Source organism: Acinetobacter sp. BIGb0196, from assembly GCF_011759595.1.
In the GTDB taxonomy this organism is placed as follows: domain Bacteria; phylum Pseudomonadota; class Gammaproteobacteria; order Pseudomonadales; family Moraxellaceae; genus Acinetobacter; species Acinetobacter guillouiae.
In genome coordinates this window covers 1,906,371-1,926,881 of record NZ_JAAOZA010000001.1, presented here as the reverse complement: position 1 = coordinate 1,926,881, position 20,511 = coordinate 1,906,371, and the positions used below count along the sequence as shown (strand labels likewise).

At 35.9% G+C, this 20,511-nt stretch carries 13 protein-coding genes and 1 pseudogene; 3 read left to right on the top strand and 11 right to left on the bottom strand.

Annotation, left to right across the window (positions count from 1 at the left end; all coding sequences use genetic code 11):
• Nucleotides 1-5: 5 nt before the first annotated feature.
• The 4 genes from FHR28_RS08725 to FHR28_RS08710 all read right to left on the bottom strand — a co-directional run bounded on the left by FHR28_RS08725 (nucleotide 6) and on the right by FHR28_RS08710 (nucleotide 6,926).
• Nucleotides 6-1,868, bottom strand: coding sequence for an esterase/lipase family protein (locus tag FHR28_RS08725; protein WP_166782385.1), 1,863 nt, complete (start codon nucleotides 1,866-1,868; stop codon nucleotides 6-8).
• An 8-nt stretch (nucleotides 1,869-1,876) separates the two neighbouring features.
• A complete protein-coding gene (locus FHR28_RS08720) occupies nucleotides 1,877-2,878 on the bottom strand; it encodes a T6SS immunity protein Tli4 family protein (protein ID WP_166782384.1) in 1,002 nt (333 codons plus the stop codon).
• Nucleotides 2,871-5,612 (bottom strand): type VI secretion system Vgr family protein, encoded by a 2,742-nt coding sequence (locus FHR28_RS08715; RefSeq protein ID WP_166782383.1) that lies wholly within the window; start codon nucleotides 5,610-5,612, stop codon nucleotides 2,871-2,873. The genes FHR28_RS08720 and FHR28_RS08715 overlap by 8 nt, the downstream gene beginning before the upstream one ends.
• Before the next feature lie 63 nt (nucleotides 5,613-5,675).
• Nucleotides 5,676-6,926, bottom strand: a complete 1,251-nt coding sequence (locus FHR28_RS08710) for a hypothetical protein (RefSeq protein WP_166782382.1) — start codon at nucleotides 6,924-6,926, stop codon at nucleotides 5,676-5,678.
• Nucleotides 6,927-7,571: 645 nt separating this feature from the next.
• On the opposite strand from FHR28_RS08710, the pseudogene FHR28_RS08705 reads away from it, so the two are divergent.
• A pseudogene (locus FHR28_RS08705) lies at nucleotides 7,572-8,189 on the top strand (SIR2 family NAD-dependent protein deacylase); the annotation flags it as partial.
• Between the two features lie 53 nt (nucleotides 8,190-8,242).
• Here FHR28_RS08705 and FHR28_RS08700 read toward each other — a convergent pair.
• Together FHR28_RS08700 and aspA are read right to left on the bottom strand one after the other, a co-directional pair.
• Entirely contained in the window at nucleotides 8,243-9,244 is a 1,002-nt protein-coding gene (locus FHR28_RS08700; protein WP_166782381.1) for a hypothetical protein, read from the bottom strand.
• Between the two features lie 144 nt (nucleotides 9,245-9,388).
• Nucleotides 9,389-10,840: an aspartate ammonia-lyase gene (gene aspA, locus FHR28_RS08695; protein ID WP_166782380.1), complete on the bottom strand. Its 1,452-nt coding sequence runs from the start codon at nucleotides 10,838-10,840 to the stop codon at nucleotides 9,389-9,391.
• A gap of 374 nt (nucleotides 10,841-11,214) precedes the next feature.
• Between aspA and putP the strand changes: the two genes are divergently transcribed.
• A complete protein-coding gene (gene putP, locus FHR28_RS08690) occupies nucleotides 11,215-12,720 on the top strand; it encodes a sodium/proline symporter PutP (protein ID WP_166782379.1) in 1,506 nt (501 codons plus the stop codon).
• Between the two features lie 51 nt (nucleotides 12,721-12,771).
• Here putP and FHR28_RS08685 read toward each other — a convergent pair whose 3' ends face one another.
• Nucleotides 12,772-13,269, bottom strand: coding sequence for an Lrp/AsnC ligand binding domain-containing protein (locus FHR28_RS08685; protein WP_004821915.1), 498 nt, complete (start codon nucleotides 13,267-13,269; stop codon nucleotides 12,772-12,774).
• Between the two features lie 120 nt (nucleotides 13,270-13,389).
• Between FHR28_RS08685 and putA the strand changes: the two genes are divergently transcribed.
• Complete coding sequence (putA, locus tag FHR28_RS08680; protein ID WP_166782378.1) at nucleotides 13,390-17,145, top strand: trifunctional transcriptional regulator/proline dehydrogenase/L-glutamate gamma-semialdehyde dehydrogenase; 3,756 nt, start codon at nucleotides 13,390-13,392, stop codon at nucleotides 17,143-17,145.
• A 127-nt stretch (nucleotides 17,146-17,272) separates the two neighbouring features.
• Here putA and FHR28_RS08675 read toward each other — a convergent pair whose 3' ends face one another.
• From FHR28_RS08675 to FHR28_RS08660, 4 genes are all read right to left on the bottom strand, one after another.
• On the bottom strand, nucleotides 17,273-17,839 hold the full coding sequence (locus FHR28_RS08675) for a TetR/AcrR family transcriptional regulator (RefSeq protein ID WP_166782377.1): 567 nt from the start codon (nucleotides 17,837-17,839) through the stop codon (nucleotides 17,273-17,275).
• Nucleotides 17,840-17,868: 29 nt separating this feature from the next.
• Complete coding sequence (locus FHR28_RS08670; protein WP_056511905.1) at nucleotides 17,869-18,213, bottom strand: DMT family transporter; 345 nt, start codon at nucleotides 18,211-18,213, stop codon at nucleotides 17,869-17,871.
• Between the two features lie 901 nt (nucleotides 18,214-19,114).
• Nucleotides 19,115-19,339 (bottom strand): hypothetical protein, encoded by a 225-nt coding sequence (locus tag FHR28_RS08665; protein ID WP_004719860.1) that lies wholly within the window; start codon nucleotides 19,337-19,339, stop codon nucleotides 19,115-19,117.
• A gap of 77 nt (nucleotides 19,340-19,416) precedes the next feature.
• On the bottom strand, nucleotides 19,417-20,412 hold the full coding sequence (locus FHR28_RS08660; protein WP_166782376.1) for an alpha/beta hydrolase: 996 nt from the start codon (nucleotides 20,410-20,412) through the stop codon (nucleotides 19,417-19,419).
• Nucleotides 20,413-20,511: the final 99 nt, after the last annotated feature.

The window sequence follows — 20,511 nt, the reverse complement described above, 5'->3', positions numbered from 1 at the left end:
TGCCACTAACAGGACTTCTTGATTATATCAACAATATTTGCAATGCAATATATTGTATTTAATTGAACATCCGCATTATCATAGCTAGCAGAATGTTCATACCCATTAATAACAAATGTCTCTTTTAGAGTTCTAGTACTTGCTCGAACATCCTGTCCAGATTGATAACATACAGTACCATCACCACGTGAGGTTGGTTTTAAATCTAAATAGAATGTTGCTTTATTAGTTTTAGATATTCTTGATTTTTCATCTAATAAAATTTCTCTTACACCATCCTCCTTATAAGCATTATCTTGTAAATTGTGCATTTTCGTCCCTTTAATGGTTAAATCTGCATCATTTTCGGGAATGCTATTTATATCACCTTCTTTGATGTCACTTCGATCTTTTATATCTGGAAACTCAATTAATTTTTTCTTGCCATACAAGCTTATGAGTTCAATCAATTCATTTTCTGAGCGAATGTTTAACACTTCCTTACAACGCCAGACCACTTGACCAAAAGATTGATGGTCTTCATCTGCTCCGTAATGTGCATAGGTATTAGTATGATAAGTGTCAATAATATGATCATGTAATTTTTTTACTTTATTAACAGTTAGTTTATAAACATCAAAAATACTTTCTAATTTTTTCTCTTGGGCCTCTATAGCAAGTAATCCAGCAGGATCAATAAACTCAGGATTCATTAATGCCCACCAACTATCTTTTCTTTTGTAAATTTCAGTATAAGGATCAATGGTTTGTGGTAGTGAAGCTGTAATTTCACCTGTAGGTGTTTTTGCTTTGATTAACATCCACGCTTTAGGGTTTTTTGGGAAATCTACAGCATTTGAATAATTAGCAAATGGCAATAATTCCAAGCCACCAGGTGCACTTGCCAATGTAGCAGTAAGTCGTTCAGAGGTATCCCCAAACATAAATTTAGTCGCCCAAGCTTTTATACTATTCAATAATCCTGTCGAGGCCTTCCAACCATCCCAGCCTACGGTTAAACGTTGATAAACTGCTGGCGCACCGCTGGCTGGCATCACCCCATGTACTACCCCAGCAATTTTATCTTTAACCTTTTCATTTTGAATCAATGCACGTGTTACCAGTCCACCCATCGAATGGGTTACAATAATGAATTTTTTAAATTTAGCAGTAGGAAATTCTTTTTTAATTTGCGCCATAACTTCATTATTGAGGCGATCTGCAACTTTATCAGCAGAGCTTAAATTAGTATCTAGCCAATTGTAACCACAGGCAAATACAGGAAATGCATAATCCGCAAGTTCTTCATGTTGTTCTAAACTTAATAACTCTATTGTTTTGCTACTCGACCAATTTTTGAATACTTTTTTTGTTTCCTTATTTCCAGGCTGTACAATTTTCGCCCATTCATCCGTGCCGTTAAATTTATCTTCCTTTTGCTCTTTTACACTTTTAAATGGGTTATTTAATTGGCTTTCCAAATAGATTAACACTTTGGAATAGCCTATTGTTATTACTGAACCCCAGCCTCGCGCTCTAGCAATTTCTTCAGTCATATGAGGAGCTTTCTTTTTATTTATTTTAATATCACCATCATAACCTACTTCGGTCGTTTTCGGGTTTAGGTCAATTTGTCGTTCTTTCGCATCTCTTTTACTATATTCAATTAGGGTAGAAACACCTGGGTACCAAACTTTCTTTTTATTGGTATCTTTGATATTTGACCCCATAATCCCTGGGATAAAAATAATCGGTACCACATATTTGACAGGAGCAGGGATTTCACACTCAGTATTAACACTATTTGGTGTTGTCTGTGAAACATAGGAAGTCTTTCCTGATTGATGAATTGTTTCATATGCTTCATGACGATGTACATTATTTGACATTATTCTTCTCAAAATTTACGAATTGTTTTTATAATCGATTCATACAGCTTTAAAGCATCAGCTTGCTCTAAGCTACTAGTCTTATTCCCGAAAGATGAATATGATGTATCCACCTCTAAACCAATTAAAGGATCTTTATTATTACGTGCAGTTCCTGTATGTTCCCATAATGCGCTAATTCCGTTCTTACCCTTCATTTTCTCAACAGAAATCCACTCTTGAGCATTTAGCTGTGCTGTGTTCTTTTCACCTTTTCGTATATTATCTTTATTCATTTGCCGTTGACTTTGTCCAACTTGGCTTAACTTACTTTCGATCCTAGGAATAAGTTGTGCAATTTCCTTTGAATTTGTTTCACTATCAAAACGTAACACCACACTTGGATAGTTTTTAAAGTCAAAGCCCATTTTTTGTTTACTGTGTCTAAATTTTTGATCATTATCTTTAATAAATCCTTTATAAATACATTGGCCAATTTCTTTAGGAATTTCATGTTCAGGGCGATAACGTAAATTATTAATTAAATGCTTCATAGCTTCATTACTATCTTCAGTCCATTTAGGCATATCACTATGATTCCCCTCAATTAAAAACAAGGTCTTTTTATCAAGTACAAAACCGAAGACCGAAATGGGGTCACCTTTATCTTTTGATGTTTTCCCTTTAAGCGTTTTAGTGACCCGACCTTCTATTTTATGTTCTTGAGGATCTTCAATTATAGACCAATCGCCTTCAGAATATTCCTTTCTCACTTTATGAATGGCCGCATCAAAATCTTGGCGTGTAGCATTATCAGATACTTTAATAATAAAAGAGTCATATTGATCATATCTATTTAATGGATTAGCTTCTGTAGGAATATCTACAGCATAACGCCCTATACAATAAGTTTTAGTTTTTTCTAAGTTTATCATGTTATATCCAGTATTTTTTATTCCTGATTGTGCAGATGCATAGTCCGTATTGAATACACATGCAGTTAATAATAAAGAAGCATATATTTTATTCATCTACATATCCTAATAATGAAATAACAGCTTTTGTCATAGTGAGTGAAGTAATCTTCTCTGTTCTCCCTTGAGAATCGGTTATCCCTTCAATCATTTTGCCATCTTCTGTTTTTATTTTATATTTCATATTGGACATTGCTTTACCAGCTTTATTACGCAATACAAAAAGCTCGTCATATTCCATTTGCAATTTTGGCATCGCAGCTAGATCAGATCCTATCGTAGCACCTGGCATCGTCTTGATTTGTCCAGCTTTTAAAGACATTGTCCCAGGGCAAACAATATCTATATTGCCACCTTCAATTTTGATATAACCACCACCAGAAGCGAGTAAAATTCCTTTACCACTTTCAACTTTAACGAAATCATTAATTGCATAAACATGCAGCAGTTCTTGTGATGCAATTTTCATTGAATCAGCCTGTGCTTCTATTTCTATTGGTCCTTGTCCAGCTTTAATTTTAATACCAGCGGCTTTTGCAAAAAGTGAAATTTTGTCCAAAACACTGGCAAAGAAACCTCGACCTGAAAAAATTTGAACATTACGTTCTGAACTAATATCAATGTTTGCTTTAGCTTGAGCGACAATCCCTTTATCAGCATCAAGGATGATGGAATCTTTTGCATCAATTGCAACGTATGGTGTCGTGTCTGATTCATTCCAGTTAGGCAGTTCACTTTTTAGAGATTCTTGAAGTTCTAATTCAGGTTCGGTTGTTTGGTGTCCTTTTGCTGCATCCTTTATTGCTGAATTTGTACCTAAAAATTTCTCAATATTCTGTTGTAAATTAGAACGATCAAGTTGATTTCCATTGGCGTTAATATCTTTTTCCGTTGTGATCAGAATCCCTTTAGGCGCACGTATACTACCCCACTGATCCGTCCTTAACTCAAACCCTTCACCACGGCCATCACTTTCTGCCATTTCTTTAGGATGACTTAAATTCCCCAAATTTAACTGACTAGCACCATGGCTCGATTGTAGCTGTGTACTGAGTTGTCCAGTTGTATCATCAAATCTAAGCTGCCCAAAGCCTTCCCCTGAAACTTCTTTTGATCGAATACCACTCAGTTTTTTAGTATCAGGTAATTTTCCTTTAATATCGAACTTAGTCGGATTCCGTTGTGCTTCATGGATACGCCCTGTCACAAATGGACGGTCAATATTGCCATCAAAGAAGTCGATTACCACAATTTCGTCTTTTCGTGGTAAAAAACGAGCACCATAACCTTCCCCCGCCCAAGGGGTAAGCACATCTACCCACGCTGAATCTGTATCATTATCATTGGAACCTGCACCACCATCATGGCTATGATCATCTGAGCGGGTAAATAAGAATCGGACTTTAATACGCCCCCATTCATCGACATGGATTTCTTCACCATCTGTAGTGACTTTGGCACGTTGCACATGAGCGGTGGGCCGATGTTGTAGTAGATCATATTCAGGAATAACTACAATACTTCGACGTACAACCATTAAATCATTGGCTTGACGTTCTTGCTCGCTGTCTTTACTGATTTCCCAATGACTGAGTGTAAGCAATTTTTCCAATTGGTCCTTCATATCTTTAGGAAGGTTATTTTGATTGTAATAGTGCTTATTCAGTATCAAAAACTCACGATCATTCGAACTATGATTTTTCTCAAGTTCTGGATGATCAACAAGTTGAAACCAATACCCAACTTGGGTATCTCGTACACTACTTTGTGCTGTGAAGTATTTGGCTTGTAAGGCTTGATATTGGTTAAGCTGTTTGTTGAGCTTTTCTAATTGGCTATTGCCTGATTTTGTTGCTTGATCTTCATCTTTGAGATCACTGATCCATGCGGGCGATACACTCCATGCTTGTTCAAGGCTCAAGCTTTCATTGTCTCGATTTGAACTGTGTTTATGTGTACTTAGCACTGAACCACTAGCATCCTCTTGACTTAAGCTATCAGGTTGCCAGCGTTGCACATGGATAGCTGTTGGCTGTAGACTACGTTCTGCGATAAAGCTGGTGATGCTGTCATATCTTTCTGTCGCATTTGAACGATGGTAGCGTATAGTTCTGCGTTCAATCGCTTTAAATTGATTATTATCATCAATTAATCTAAGCTTTTGCGGTTCAATGCTTTCATTGCTACTTGAAACAATATATTTAGACTCATCAATCAGCCAATTTATTGATTCTTCACGCATTAATCGGGTTAAATATACATAATCGCTTTCGTTCGACTGCATTGAAAATGGGCGAATATCGTAAGCCTTAGTTAAGCCACTGGTGTCTAATTTCAGGCTTGAAGTAAATAAGGCACTTTTCGATTGCCATTCTTTGAAAATTACTTCAATAATTTCAATAACATTCTTATTCATAAACACACGACTATTACGTCGTTTATGCCATAAACTTGTTGGGTCTTGCATGGTTAAACGATAAAGACTCAAAGCACCATCGGATTGTCCCTGTGAAGCACCAGTAATAATGCCAGTCGTTCTAAATAACTTTCCTGAATCAGTTACCTGATCAATAGCGACTTGGCAACCTATGAATTGTTTTAACTCTATGAATGGATTCGTTGATAGGCAGATCAGTTCTGCTGACAATCCCTCATTGATGCCATGAAAGCCATCAATGCGTTGCAACATGATTTGAGAATTGAGTTGTGAATTTGAAAATTGTGCATTGATGGCACGTTTTTGTGTTCCTGAGCCTAACTTATCTAAAATACCAAAAATGTTATCTAACATTGTTATTTATAACCTTATTATTAATAGGGAAATATTAACAGAACAGATATTTATGCTCAAATACTATTCGTTTTCATTTTGTTTCAATTCGATTAAAAGCTTTTTGTAGAATTTTACTACATGTGGACCAATATTATATCTCTCTTGGAGCTTCTCAATACTGAGGGTTTCTAAATCATGCCGATGATCAAGTACCCATTCATTTTTTTGGTCTTGCTTAGTGATACCTAAAAATTTTCTTAAAATCATTCTATTTTTAATGATGTAATTTTCTTTTCGATCAAGTATTTGAGCAATTTCAGCTATAGTTAAATGGAGGTCAAGTAAAATATTTTGATTCTCCAAACGCCACGCTTTAACCAAATCATTATGATGAGGTAGTTTCAACAACTTCTTTAACTGTCCCTTTTTTCTAAAGACTTGTTTAGGTTCAATACCCAATTTTTGTGCTAACTCTTCTTTTATCAGCGTAGAGTCTTGTAAAAGCTCTTTATTTTCAAGTAACCAAGCTTGGTTTTGGTCTTTCACTTTTGGCGTTTTTAAAATTTCTCGTAATTTGGCTCTGGCTCTTCGGATTTTCCCTTCTGTTTTTTGAAAGTGTAAAGCCAATTCCGCAATAGATTTACTGTGATTTAATAATTGATCTTGGTGATCAAGTAGCCATTGATGTTGAGTCCTTTTATTCTCTTTGAATTGCTCAGAGAAACTCAACTCACCTAATTCACTTCGTATACGGTTATAAAATTTCTTGGCAAGAAAAGTGCTTATATCAAAAGTTGCTGCAATTTCATTTATAGTCATATCAACCATTTTTGATTTATTTTCAATAAACCACTGTTCTTGTAAAATTTCAGATTCTTTTTTTCTTGTTTTCTTTCGTATAGGAATACTGATGAGATCTGCCAACCATTTTTTATGTTGGTACACCTGACTGCGTTTTAAGCCATATTTTGCTTTTAGTGTTTGTAGGCTATCATTCAAAAGCTCATCTTGATGCTCTAAAAGCCATTGATCATTGCGATAGATAACTTTGTTTTGAATGTTAAGCCTCCGTCTGAATTTAGCAACAATACCATTACTTAAACCAAGTTGCTGTTCAGACTCAGTAATCGAATGTATCTTAAGAAATTCTGCAATTTCGGACGTTAAGATAAATGAAAACGTACCACCTATGCCATCTCTTGGAGTTAAGGCATAGGGCCATCCCTGATAAATCATAATTCCTGCTGAAGATTTTTGTTCTTCATAAACATCCCAGTCTTCACCGTCCTCGTCTTTAATCGTTTTTATTTTAAAATATTTGTATTTTCCCATTTGTTACTTTGATTTATCCTCATTATCGTTGAACTTACTTGTTTGAGCCTTATTTGTATAACAGATTGTTAGTAATTTCAACCAAGCAATTAATTTCATCAGATGAAAACTTTTTGAAAACCAAGCGCACTTTATCTTAGCCTATCCCATTGAAGCCCAATATTATTTAAAAAGATTGCTAATAGTCGTAGTGGTATGTTAGGAACAGAAATAGGCGGTACATTAAACAAGGATGTGCACAAAACTATATTCTAGCTTCCTTGAAAAAACGAAATTGAATAGCCACTAATTTTGTAGATACCTTTTAGTTAGATAAAATGATAAAAAGAAGAAATTTTAATAGTTAATTAAATATATGAATTATAGATATACATATGGGGAGCTACTACAAATTATAAGCTAAGAACATACTTTCAGCATATATTCACTTGAATGTAACTAGAACTTAGGACTTTTCATACTGTTTGGATGATTCATCATCTGTTTCATTGTCTCTTCAATATCAAATTCACCATTTATAAACTTATTTGCGATTGAATTCATGGTGAGTGTTAGTTCATAATTTTCTCAATCAATTGAGATATTTTTTAGTACAAGATTTGTCCATATTTTTATTTATTATCTTTTTTGTTTTTTTTGTAAAAGCAATCTGTAGATATTCAAGAGGTGGCTACACCTGAAGCTTGGCAGCGCAACCCTGCCTTGGTGCAACGTTTTTATAATGAACGACGTCAACATATTCTCAATGCTCAGCCCAATCAAGCACACGATATCATTGCTCAACTCGAACAACATTTTGATGTCATTGTAATTACTCAAAATATTGATGATCTGCATGAACGTGCAGGAAGCCAACAGGTTATTCATTTACATGGCAATATCCGCCTTGCTAAAAGTTCTAAACCCAATGCGCAGTACACAAATGAGTTTTATCCTATAGATGGTTGGCAATTGGACCTAGAACAACATAAATGTCCTGAAGGGTTTCCACTTCGACCTCATGTAGTTTGGTTTGGTGAAGCGGTTCCTGCGTATGAAGAAGCAGTACAGATGATCCGTGATGCTGATATTTTTATTGTTATTGGCTCCACATTGACCGTCTACCCTGTGGCAGGTTTGATTCACGAGATTCCAGAATACAGTGATGCGTATTATATTGATCCACAAGCCAGTTATGAGCGTGTTCCCCAACAATACCAATGTTTAAAAATGAGTGCGACTGAAGGGATGCAACAGCTTTTTGAAAAACTGACAACACATTAAAAAACCAGTGCAATTGCACTGGTTTAAAAATTACAGCATAGCGCTAAGTAAAATCATGCATTGTCATCTGTAGAATTCATCTGATCTTTTTTCACATCTTTAGAGGATTTAGTCAATGATGAATCATTGAAAAATTTATTCATTAAAGGCTTAATCACTCGATAAATAATCAAGCCAATAAATACCAGTAAATAAAGTGGCCAAATGGTAACTAAAATAACCAATAAATCCAAAATAAATTGCCAGCCATATTGAACACCTTCCCAAGCACGCTTCCAAAAACTATCGCCGTTTAAGCGTGCCACAGCAGCAACATCAACATCCAGACTTTCTCTCACCATCGTGGGTTGTTTAATGGCAATACTAATCGTGCTAAAACGCACCCGATCTTGAACTTCAAGTTGGGTTAAACGGGAAATTTCATTCAGCTGTGATTGTTTGGTATCACTTGGAACGCTTTGAGTTTGTCCAATTTTTTCTTCTAAAAGCTTTAACTCAAAACGCTTAGCAGAATATTGTTGTTGATTTAAAAAGTACATCAATGGCAATAACTGATTGACATATACCGCAGCTTTATCACTCGGTACTCTGACAATGATCTCCGCATGCGGATCAACTTTTTCAAAAACTCGGATTTTACCATCCGCAATTTTTTGTGTTTTTACATCGAGTACATCAAAACTGATATTTTTCTGCTCTATAAAGCCACCCGCTTGAAAAGTGAGCTTATCAATTTCTAAAGCAGTTTTAACAACATCTTTGGCGGTAAAATTAACCTGAGCTTCACGCACCATACGACGTGCTTTTTCTGCTTGACTGACATCGGTACTTAAAATAGTTTCAGGTTTTTGTTCAGTCACAGGTGTGGTATCAACAGAATTTTCAGCAGCTTGCTCAGTACTTTTTTCTGCGGCATCAGCCGCTTGTGCAGCATCCTGAGCAACGACTTGTGTATCTGGAGCAGACGCAGAACTTTCAGCTGCCTCTTCCGATTTTTTCGCGCATCCAGAAAGAAGTACCAAGCTTAAGGCGAGAATTAAATGTTTATTATTCATAGATTATTGACTTTTGTTGGTGATTTTAAATTTTGTTGAATTATAAAGAAACTTTACTTTTTTTACCATGCATAAAAATACAGCATCTAAATGCTGTATTTATCAAAGTTTTTATATATAGATCAACAGGTGCAGTTTAAACACTTAGCCCGCTTTACCAATTTCTTCATAGGGCTGTACTGCAATTTCTGAAATCATATTTTCAAAAGAGAAAATTTCATCTAGACGTTCTTGGCTCAATAAACCTTGTTCAAGTACAACCTCTTGAATGGTTTTATTTTCAGCAATACATTGCTTCCCAATTTCATCACACTTCGCATGACCTAAAATTGGATCAAGTAAGGTAATTATTCCGACACTACGCATCACAGCATCAAAACAGGTTTTTTCATTGGCAACCACACCTTGAATACACTTCTCATCCAAGGTTTGAATCGCATTGATCAGTAACTCAATTGATTCATTCATGGTAAGTGCAATCACAGGCTCCATCACATTTAACTGTAATTGGCCCGCTTCTGCTGCAAAGGTAATGGTTAAATCATTACCAATCACTTTAAATGCAACTTGATTGACGACTTCTGGGATCACAGGATTGACTTTCGCTGGCATAATCGATGAACCAGCTTGTAATTCAGGTAGGCGAATTTCCCATAAACCTGTTCTTGGGCCAGAACTTAATAGACGTAAGTCATTACAGATTTTAGAGAGTTTTACAGCCAAACGTTTTAAGGTGCTTGAAAGGATAATAAATACACCGCAGTCACTGGTCGCTTCAACATAATCTTCTGCACCAATTAAGTTTAAACCTGTTAAGGCTTTTAAATTTTCATTGACCTGAGCAGCATAACCATGTGGCGTATTTACGCCTGTACCAATCGCAGTAGCGCCTAAATTAATTTCTAATAAAAGTTCACGGGTTTTTTTAATTAAACGCACATCTTCTTTGAGTAATGTTGCAAAGGCATGAAACTCTTGTCCTAATGTCATTGGGACAGCATCTTGTAACTGGGTACGTCCCATTTTTAACACATACTGAAACTCAGCAGATTTTAATGTCAGTGAACTAATCAAATTATTGATTTTTTCAAATAACAAATCCAGTGAATAGTAAGTTGCTAAACGTAATGCAGTGGGATAGACATCATTGGTCGATTGAGATTTATTGACATGGTCATTTGGATGAATGATGTCATAACGTCCTTTCGCATAACCTAAAGACTCTAATGCGATATTGGCAATGACTTCATTGGTGTTCATATTAATCGATGTACCTGCACCACCTTGGTATACATCTGATGGAAATGCATCTTTCCAATTTTGCGGATTTTCAATCAGTTGATCACTTGCTTTTTGAATCGCTACACTGATTTCTTCAGAGATCTTATTAAATTGTAAATTGGTTTGTGCCGAGGCCTTTTTGACCTGAGCCAAAGCGCGGATAAAAAAGCTTTGTTCACCGACGGTATGTTTAGAAATATTAAAATTTTCTAAAGCTCGAATTGTATGAATACCATAATAACTGTTTATAGGAACTTCTTTACTTCCCAATAAATCTTTTTCTATTCTTGTAACTTCAGGTTGAACCGTTTCCATGTGATCTGCTCATTATATATTTATGCACTATAGTTGTGCAGTTACAATAATATTCCTTCTTATCTGCTTTTGTACTAGCAAAATATGTCATTTCGATAAACAATTTTATGGAATTATCAATTAAACGTTAACAATGTAACTTTGCGTAAAGTATAATCCCACAGTCTCTAAACACTCCCAGTAGAATTTTTTTGGATATAAATTGCTGATTTTTTGCATTTGTATCTAAAGTTACAATCGGATACATAAATCTTGCACAATCACCTTATAAAAATCACAGCGATATTTTTTAGTTGTGTGAAAGAATTCGCTCGTGAAACTTATGCGATAAAAAATAAAACTTGGAGATTTACTCCACAAGGACTGAATTAAATATGGACTCACTCAACCCCACAGTTGTCACGTTTATCTTTTATATCATTGCAATGGTTTGTATTGGCTTATATGCCTATAGAAAAACCACCGATTTCTCAGATTATATTTTGGGAGGTCGAAGTTTAGGGAGTTTTGTCACTGCACTTTCAGCAGGTGCATCGGATATGAGTGGCTGGCTACTCATGGGACTCCCAGGTGCAATTTACCTGACTGGATTATCTGAATCATGGATCGCAATTGGGCTCATTATTGGTGCTTGGCTCAACTGGTATTTGGTCGCAGGCCGTTTACGTGTCCATACTGAAATACAAAATAATGCATTAACATTACCAGATTATTTCACCAGCCGTTTTGGTGATAAAAAGAAAGTGATCCGTATCATTTCTGCGCTGGTCATTTTAATCTTCTTTGGTATTTACTGTGCTTCAGGCATGGTGGCAGGTGCACGTTTATTTGAAAGTATTTTTGCGATGAACTACACCACTGCTCTTTGGGTCAGTGCGATTGCAACCATCAGTTATGTGTGTATTGGTGGCTTTCTTGCGATCAGTTGGACAGATACATTTCAAGCGGGCTTGATGATTTTTGCATTACTGTTGGCACCGATTATGACTTTCTTGGCAGTTGGTGATTTACAACATGTCAATCAATTGATTGAAACTGCACGTCCACATGCAGCAAATATGTTCCAAGGGGTCAGTTTTATTGCCATCATTTCATCAATGGCATGGGGCTTAGGCTATTTTGGACAACCGCATATTCTAGTCCGTTTTATGGCAGCAGATTCAGTGAAAACTATTCCTAATGCTCGTCGTATTGGTATGGCGTGGATGATTCTATGTTTAGCGGGCGCTGTTGCTGTTGGTTATGTTGGTATTGCTTATTTCCAAGCACATCCAGATATTCCGTCAGCTGCAATTGTGGCAAAAAATCCAGAAACAGTGTTTATGGAATTAACCAAAATCTTATTTAATCCATGGGTTGCTGGTGTTGTTTTAGCCGCTATTTTAGCCGCTGTTATGAGTACCTTAAGCTGTCAGCTTTTGGTATGCTCAAGTACCTTAACTGAAGATTTATATAAATCTTTTCTTCGTAAAAAAGCCTCACAAAATGAGTTGGTTTGGGTCGGTCGTTTAATGGTTTTAGCCATTTCAGTGCTCGCGATCATCTTGGCATTTAACCCAGAAAGTAAGGTACTTGGTCTAGTGGCTTATGCATGGGCTGGTTTTGGTGCAGCATTTGGTCCGCTTATTTTATTGTCTGTGTTCTGGAAGCGTATGACTTTAAATGGCGCATTGATCGGTATCATTGTCGGTGCTGTAACAGTAATTGTTTGGAAAAACACCATGGCGCATACGGGTTTATATGAAATCGTGCCGGGCTTTGTGCTTTCTTTCATCAGCATCATTGTGGTCAGTTTAATGGACAAAGCGCCTGAAAAAGATGTAGTTGATCGTTTTGAAAATGCTGAACAAATTTATAACCGTGAAATGAAAAATATGTAAGTTCATTTATTTGAATGATGCATTAGCGTTGGGGGCATTCATGCCCCTTTTCTATTTCTTTACTTTCGCTTTAAAATTTAAATGTAATTGTGAACTGTCTTTAATCACTTCCATCACGGGATAACTACGCGTTTCCTTTACCCCAGGCAATTGCCAGAGTACCTGACCTGAAATACGACGAAACTCCTCCATATCAGCACATCGAATCTTCACCAAAAAATCAAAACCACCACTGATCATATGACATGCCATAATTTCTGGATATTGTACGATTGCATCTGAAAAAGCATCTAAAGCATTGGGTGTGGTTTTGTCTAAAAGAATCTCAACAAATACCACAAAATTAGCGCCTAACATTTTCGGATTTAGTTTTGCTTCATAGCCCAAAATAAATCCTTCACCTGTCAATTTCTGCACTCGAGCAAGCGCAGCTGTTGGGGATAAATTAACTTTTTCAGCCAACTTAATATTGGAAATTTTTCCATCTTTTTGCAAAATATCCAAAATCCGAATATCTATACGATCCAAGCTTAAATAAGCACTTTCCATAGAATAATTCTCTAAATATTATTCAAATTATAGTGAGTTATTCACTAAATATTCTGTAATCATAAATTATATAAACCTATCTGCTCAACAAAAATATTTGCTAGTCACAGGATGTTGACAATGAATATGGATTCACCTCAAGTTTTAAATGCAAACCTACTTCCAAGTTTGGATTACATTACCGAATTTAAAGACAAAACTGATTTTGAAGAAGAAATCAATCATGCGTGGCGTCGTACTGAATCGGAATGCGTTGAAAACTTACTTGAGCACAGTCAAATTTCTGAAGAAATGAATCAGAAAATTTATGACATTGCATTTAACTTAGCGCATAGCTTACGTGACCGTAAAAGTTCGTCAGGCAAAGCAGGTATCGTACAAGGTCTGCTGCAAGAGTTTTCATTGTCTTCACAAGAAGGCATCGCATTAATGTGCTTGGCTGAAGCCTTGTTACGTATCCCTGATAGTGCGACCCGAGACTTATTGATTCGCGATAAAATTAATCAAGGTAACTGGAAAGATCATTTAGGCCAAAGTAATCTCATGTTTGTCAATGCTGCTGCATGGGGACTCATGCTGACTGGCAAACTGATGGAAACACCTAAACAAACCAGCCTTTCAGGGATCCTCACTTCGCTCTTAGCACGTACAGGTAAAGGCATCATCCGCAAAGCAGTTGATGCAGCAATGCGTATGATGGGTGAACAGTTTGTTACTGGTGAAACCATTGAAGAGGCTTTGGACAATGCCAAAACCCTTGAAGACAAAGGTTTCCGTTATTCTTATGATATGCTTGGTGAAGCAGCACTGACTGAACACGATGCAGATCGCTATTTCGAAGACTATACACAAGCGATTCATGCCATAGGTAAAGCGTCTGAAGGTAAAGATGTTTATACCGGCGCTGGAATTTCAATTAAACTTTCGGCTTTACATCCACGTTATCAACGTTCTCAAACCGAACGTGTGCATCATGAACTTTATCCTCGTATTTTAAATTTAGCACTTTTAGCTAAGACCTATGATATTGGTCTCAATATTGATGCAGAAGAAGCGGATCGTTTAGAGCTGTCTTTAGAATTACTTGAGCGTTTATGCTTTGAGCCACAACTGGCAAACTGGAAAGGTATAGGCTTTGTCATTCAAGCCTATCAAAAGCGTTGTTTCTATGTGGTGGATTATATTATTGATCTGGCAAAACGTAGTCAAAAACGTTTAATGATTCGTCTGGTCAAAGGTGCTTACTGGGACAGTGAAATCAAAAAAGCACAAATTGACGGTATGTCTGACTATCCAGTCTTTACCCGTAAAGTACATACAGATTTGTCTTATATTGCTTGTGCAAAAAAACTATTGGCTGCGCCTGATCAGGTGTATCCGCAATTTGCAACACATAATGCGCAAACACTTGCCACTATTTATGAGTTAGCAGATCCACAAAAATATTATCTTGGTCAATATGAATTCCAATGCTTACATGGCATGGGTGAACCGCTTTATGAACAAGTGGTAGGCAAGGTTTCAGATCAGAAATTAGGGATTCCATGTCGTATTTATGCGCCTGTCGGTAATCACGAAACCTTATTGGCCTATCTGGTTCGACGTTTATTGGAAAATGGTGCGAATACCTCATTTGTTAACCGTATTGCAGATAAAAATATTAAAATTGAAGACTTGATTGAAAACCCAGTTCAAGAGATTTTACATACTGCAGAAAAAGAGCACGCCGTCGGATTAAAACACCCTGCTATTCCGCTTCCTCATGATTTATATCAAGGCATCCGCCAAAACTCTCAAGGTTTAGACTTAGCTGATGACAGTAAATTACAAGATTTAAATCAAACTGTTCAACACTATTTAAAACACCAATGGAACAGTTATAGCCTTGTCGATCAGCTTGATTTACAAGACTTAGCTGAAATAAATTCGCAAGAAATCCGTAATCCAGCTGATCATTCAGATCTAGTTGGTTATGTGATCGAAGCAGAAACAGCACAAGTCGATTTGGCCTTAGATAACGCTTATCAAGCTTTTGAAAATTGGAAAAATGCATCTCAAGATTTTCGTGCAGAGTTATTGCTCAAAGCTGCTGCGATTATGGAATCGCGTATTCAGGAACTGATGGTTTTACTGTGCCGTGAAAGTGGTAAAACTTATAGTAATGGTATTGCTGAAGTACGTGAAGCTGTTGATTTCCTTAGATACTATGCAGCACAAATGCAAAGCATTGAGGATAATGGCACACTCAGCCCACTGGGTACAATTTTATGTATCAGCCCTTGGAACTTCCCGCTTGCAATTTTTACTGGACAAATTTCAGCAGCACTTGTTGCAGGAAATACCGTAATTGCTAAACCTGCTGAACAAACCCCATTAATTGCAGCACAAGCAATTCAAATCTTATGGGAAGCAGGAGTTCCAAAATCAGTAGTACAATTACTTCCTGGTCGTGGTGAAACAGTTGGGGCAAAACTCAGCCAAGATGAGCGTATTCAAGGCATTATGTTCACAGGTTCCACTGAAGTTGCTAAGATTTTACAAAAAACCGTAGCACAACGCCTGAGTCCAACAGGTCAACCGATTCCTTTGATTGCTGAAACGGGTGGCCAAAATGCGATGATCGTAGATTCTTCTGCGCTGACAGAACAAGTCGTAATTGATGCAGTAAATTCAGCATTTGATAGCGCTGGTCAACGTTGCTCTGCCCTCCGAGTATTGTGCGTTCAAGAAGACAATGCAGCAACCTTGATTAAGATGCTTAAAGGTGCCATGCAACAGCTCAACATTGGACAACCTATTTTGCTTAAAACAGATATAGGTCCAGTGATTGATGGTGAAGCGCAACAGAATATTGAAAAACATATCGAAATGATGCGGAGCAAAGGCTATGCAATACATCAACTTGCTTATGAAACACCAACATCTGATCTAAATGCAGGCACATTTATTGTCCCGACAGTGATTGAGCTTCCAAATCTGAATGATTTAAAACGTGAAGTTTTTGGACCTGTATTGCATGTTATTACCTATAAATATGGTGAATTAAAGCAATTGTTAGAACATATCAATGCAAAAGGATATGGTCTAACTATGGGTTTACATACGCGTATCGATGAAACCATTCAAACCACCATTGAACATGCGGAAGTGGGTAACTTATATATTAACCGTAATATTGTAGGTGCCGTTGTAGGCGTACAACCTTTTGGTGGTGAAGGTTTATCAGGAACAGGACCTAAAGCTGGTGGTCCGATTTATTTATATAAATTGATGCAGCATACAGCGCTACCTAATCGCCCTTTTGGTACTGTAAAAAATATCTCTGAACAGCTCAATTTAAAGCCATCTGAGATTCAAACAGAGTTTCACACTTGGGCAAAACAGCACTATGCGCAATGGGCTATGCATCAGTATCAATCACCGATTGCTTTATATGAACTTCCGGGTCCAACAGGTGAATTGAATCAATACCATGTTGTATCACGTCATCGGATATTGGCAATCGCAGCGCAAGAACAGGCTTTACTGAATCAGTTTAATGCAATTTTGTCTCTCAATGCACAAGTGTGTATTTTAAGTGATGATACGATTGCTTTAAAAATGATTCAAAGTATGCCAAAAGCGTTGCAACAAAAATTTTCGATGATCAATGATGTGGCTGTTGGAGAGTTTGATGCTGTTTTACATCAAGGTGCTGATCTAAAAGAATTACAAACTCTGATTGCGCAACGTGAAGGTGCAATTGTTGGCATAACTCATTTAGCGGATGCCAATACAATTATTCCACTTGCACCATTACTTATTGAACGTGCAATCAGTATCAATACTGCGGCTGCAGGCGGAAATGCAAGTTTAATGACTTTAGGCAGTGAATAAATCATAAAGCAATGATTTAACCTAGTTTAAAGAAAGTTTTCCATTCCAAGCCAATATCATTTGGCTTGGTTTTTTTATTTTGGTCTGTAGCTATTGGTTTTGCTTATAAAGCAGAGCAAATGAATCACTATTCAGGATAAGTTCTTAACAATAATTCCTGTTTAATTTCCTCATAATCATCTTGCATTTTTGGGGAGAGGCTTTCAACAAACCATGCCCCATCCGCTGCATAACGTAATATTTTTAATGTGGCAGAATCATCCGTTTCAGCATGTTGAGACAATCGCCGTGTCAGCCATTGGTCCCACTTCTCACTATAAGATTTATCTGTCATTAATATCATGCTTAAAGCACTCCATACCGTGTTGACCCCAAATGAAGAACTTAAGGTGACATCAATATATGCGCGAGTAAAACAGCCATAAGTAACTGGATCTTTTTCAATTGCTAGGCTGACTTGCTGGTCCAGTTGTTGGATCAACTCTTCCAACATAGCCTCAATCAAAACTTGTTTATTTGCAAAATGATGAAATACACCACCTTTAGTTACACCTGAACGCGTTGCAATACTTTGAATCGATACGCCATTTACACCATGTTCAGCAACTAAACTCATCGTGTTAGCTAAAATTAATTTTTTAACACCTTCAGGATCTTTTTTACGTTGATAAGCATTTTCTACAATTTTATCCATACTCAAATCTTACCTGCTTTGTGCTTTTATCAATGTCCTGCTGATGTTGAAAATAAGTTAATCACCAATACACCTGAAATAATTAATCCAATACCTGCAATTGCAGCAAAGTCTAAGCTTTGTTTGAAAATGAAGTAACCTACCAAAGCAGTGAGGATAATACCAACACCAGCCCAAATTGCATAAGCAATACCCAATGGAATTGTTTTAATCACTTGAGACAGTAAATAGAAAGAAATCACATAAAAAAATACCACCAGTAAACTCGGGACTAACTTTGTGAAGCCTTGCGATTTCACTAAGAATGTTGAACCTGTTACTTCAGCGATGATAGCGACCGCCAACAAACTATAGGCAAAAACAATAGAATTCATAAATCCATCAAAAGATACCATTTGGTTGGTATGTTATATAAATTCAATTTTTAATACAATCTATAACTATACGAAATCTCACGCATTAAATTTGATGAATAAAAAGCAACATCACTTTGATAAAAACTATTTTTATAAAAAAAGACGAGTTATCAATATGATACTCGCCTCTTTTCTTCAATTTTCTACTTAATCAGGTTGGGTGAATAAAGTAGAAAAATGAAATTATAAACAACAAGGCAATTATCGCCAAAATTAAATACGTGTTTACCGTGTTGAAACTCTTTATAAAGTTTAAAATTTCCATTATTTTTCGTCACAAAATAAACCAGCATTTATTCTAATATATTTTGTCACAATTTGTAAGATCATTAAGCCTGATTAAATTAAAAAACACTTAAAAAATGAGTCTAAACGTCTACTTTTACAGCATGAATAGATATTAAAAAGATTCATTATAAATGATAAATATTCTCATATAGTTGTTTTTATTCAGTTATTCTGTAGATTTTGATAACAATATCACAATAATCAGACCACCACCCTATTGATTAGAAAGCATTAAAACTCATTAGATTATCTTAACAAAATATGTTTTTAATGTTTTAAACACATGATAAAAAAATCAAAAAAATGAAACATTTAGATACACCATCCAAAAAATGTGAATAAAAAACAAAGGATTTATTGGGATTTGTTACAAGTTGTGTTTAACAATAAGAGCATATATTAATGTTTTATATGTACTAAATTTTGATTTTAACAGGCAAAAGTGATCACTATAGGATCAAGTAAGTGTTTAAAAGATATATTACTTTTTCTCATGCAATATGATAAAAAAATTTACACTCATTTCTTGAGTTGTAAATTTTAAAAATTGTTATTCTATTTATTAAAAGGCTTATTTCACCTCAAAATGGTGTTTTTCTGTGACCAATTTAATTTTTATATCTTTGTAGTAGCGAACCATTGTGTTGTTTGGATCTTTCTTGAGTGCGTCTGCAAATTTATCTTCATTCATTAACTTAGCATAAGTTTTATAGCCAATTTCTAAAGTTGATGCTTTCTTACTTGACTCTTGAAATTCATCTATACGCTTGTTGATTTGCTTTACACTGATTTCCATCTTTCATTTCTCACTACAATTTTATTTTTTATAACATGCTTTTATGACAATTCAGTTTAAATCATTATTTTTTGAGTTTATTTTGAATCAACATTTTTCTTCAAAAACAAAATAGTTTGATCAAATGTTTGCTGACTCGCCTTTTTGCCCAAGAAAAATTGATATTCATGGACCAACCATTCTTTTGATTCAGGGTAGAAAACAGCTTGAACAGGGATTTGCTTTTCTTGCAAAGCTTTTACAAAAGGAATGGACTGCGTATCTGTGAGAAAATCTTTATTCCCCCCACTGATAAATACAGGCGGATAATCCTTGGTAAGATGTTGTATAGGTGATAAACGTTTTAAATATTCAGGATTGTCTTTTTGATTACCTGTATAAGCTTGAACAAGGTTATTTACCCCCCATTCAATCAGTTTGATTTCATCTGGTGCTGTATTGATAAAGGCATTCATATCATAAATTCCGCAATGTAGAATTAAACCCTTAAGTTGTGAAGTTTGAATCGAGGCTGTAAATCCAGATTCTATGGCGAAATTTGGATTAGTGAGAAGCGCTGCATAATGACTGGCTAAATTGGCCCCAGCCGAATCCCCTGCTAAAAATAATTGATCAGCATCTATATGGTATTGTTTTGCATTTTGCTGGATAAATCGCAGTGCGTTATTGATTTGATACAACTGCGTTGGATAAATTGCTTGCGGTGCAAATTGGTATTGCACAGAAACAACATTATAACCTTGTGCTGCAAGCAACTTAAAATATCCTCTTGCATTATCTTTAGCACCTGAAATCCAACCACCGCCATGAATCCAGATCACTGTTGGGCGTTTTCCAACGTGTTGAATATCTTTTGCTTGATAGAGATCTAAACTTAGTTTTGGCTGTTCTTGGTATGCAATGTTATTGCTAACAATGACATTCTCTGGTGCATATTTATCCATCAGATAGCGTTGAAAATGTGTTGAAGTATCAAATGCCTTGGCAATAATTTTGTTATTTTTTTGCACATTTTGGCAAGCAGATAATGTGAATAGCGAAAGTGTACAAATAAGAATTTTCAGTTTATGCATTTTGACCTCAAAATGTTCAATCATTGTGATTTTCACATTATCGATACATTCAATTGTGGGCCTAATATAGCTTAAAAAATGAATTCCTTTTCTTTTAAT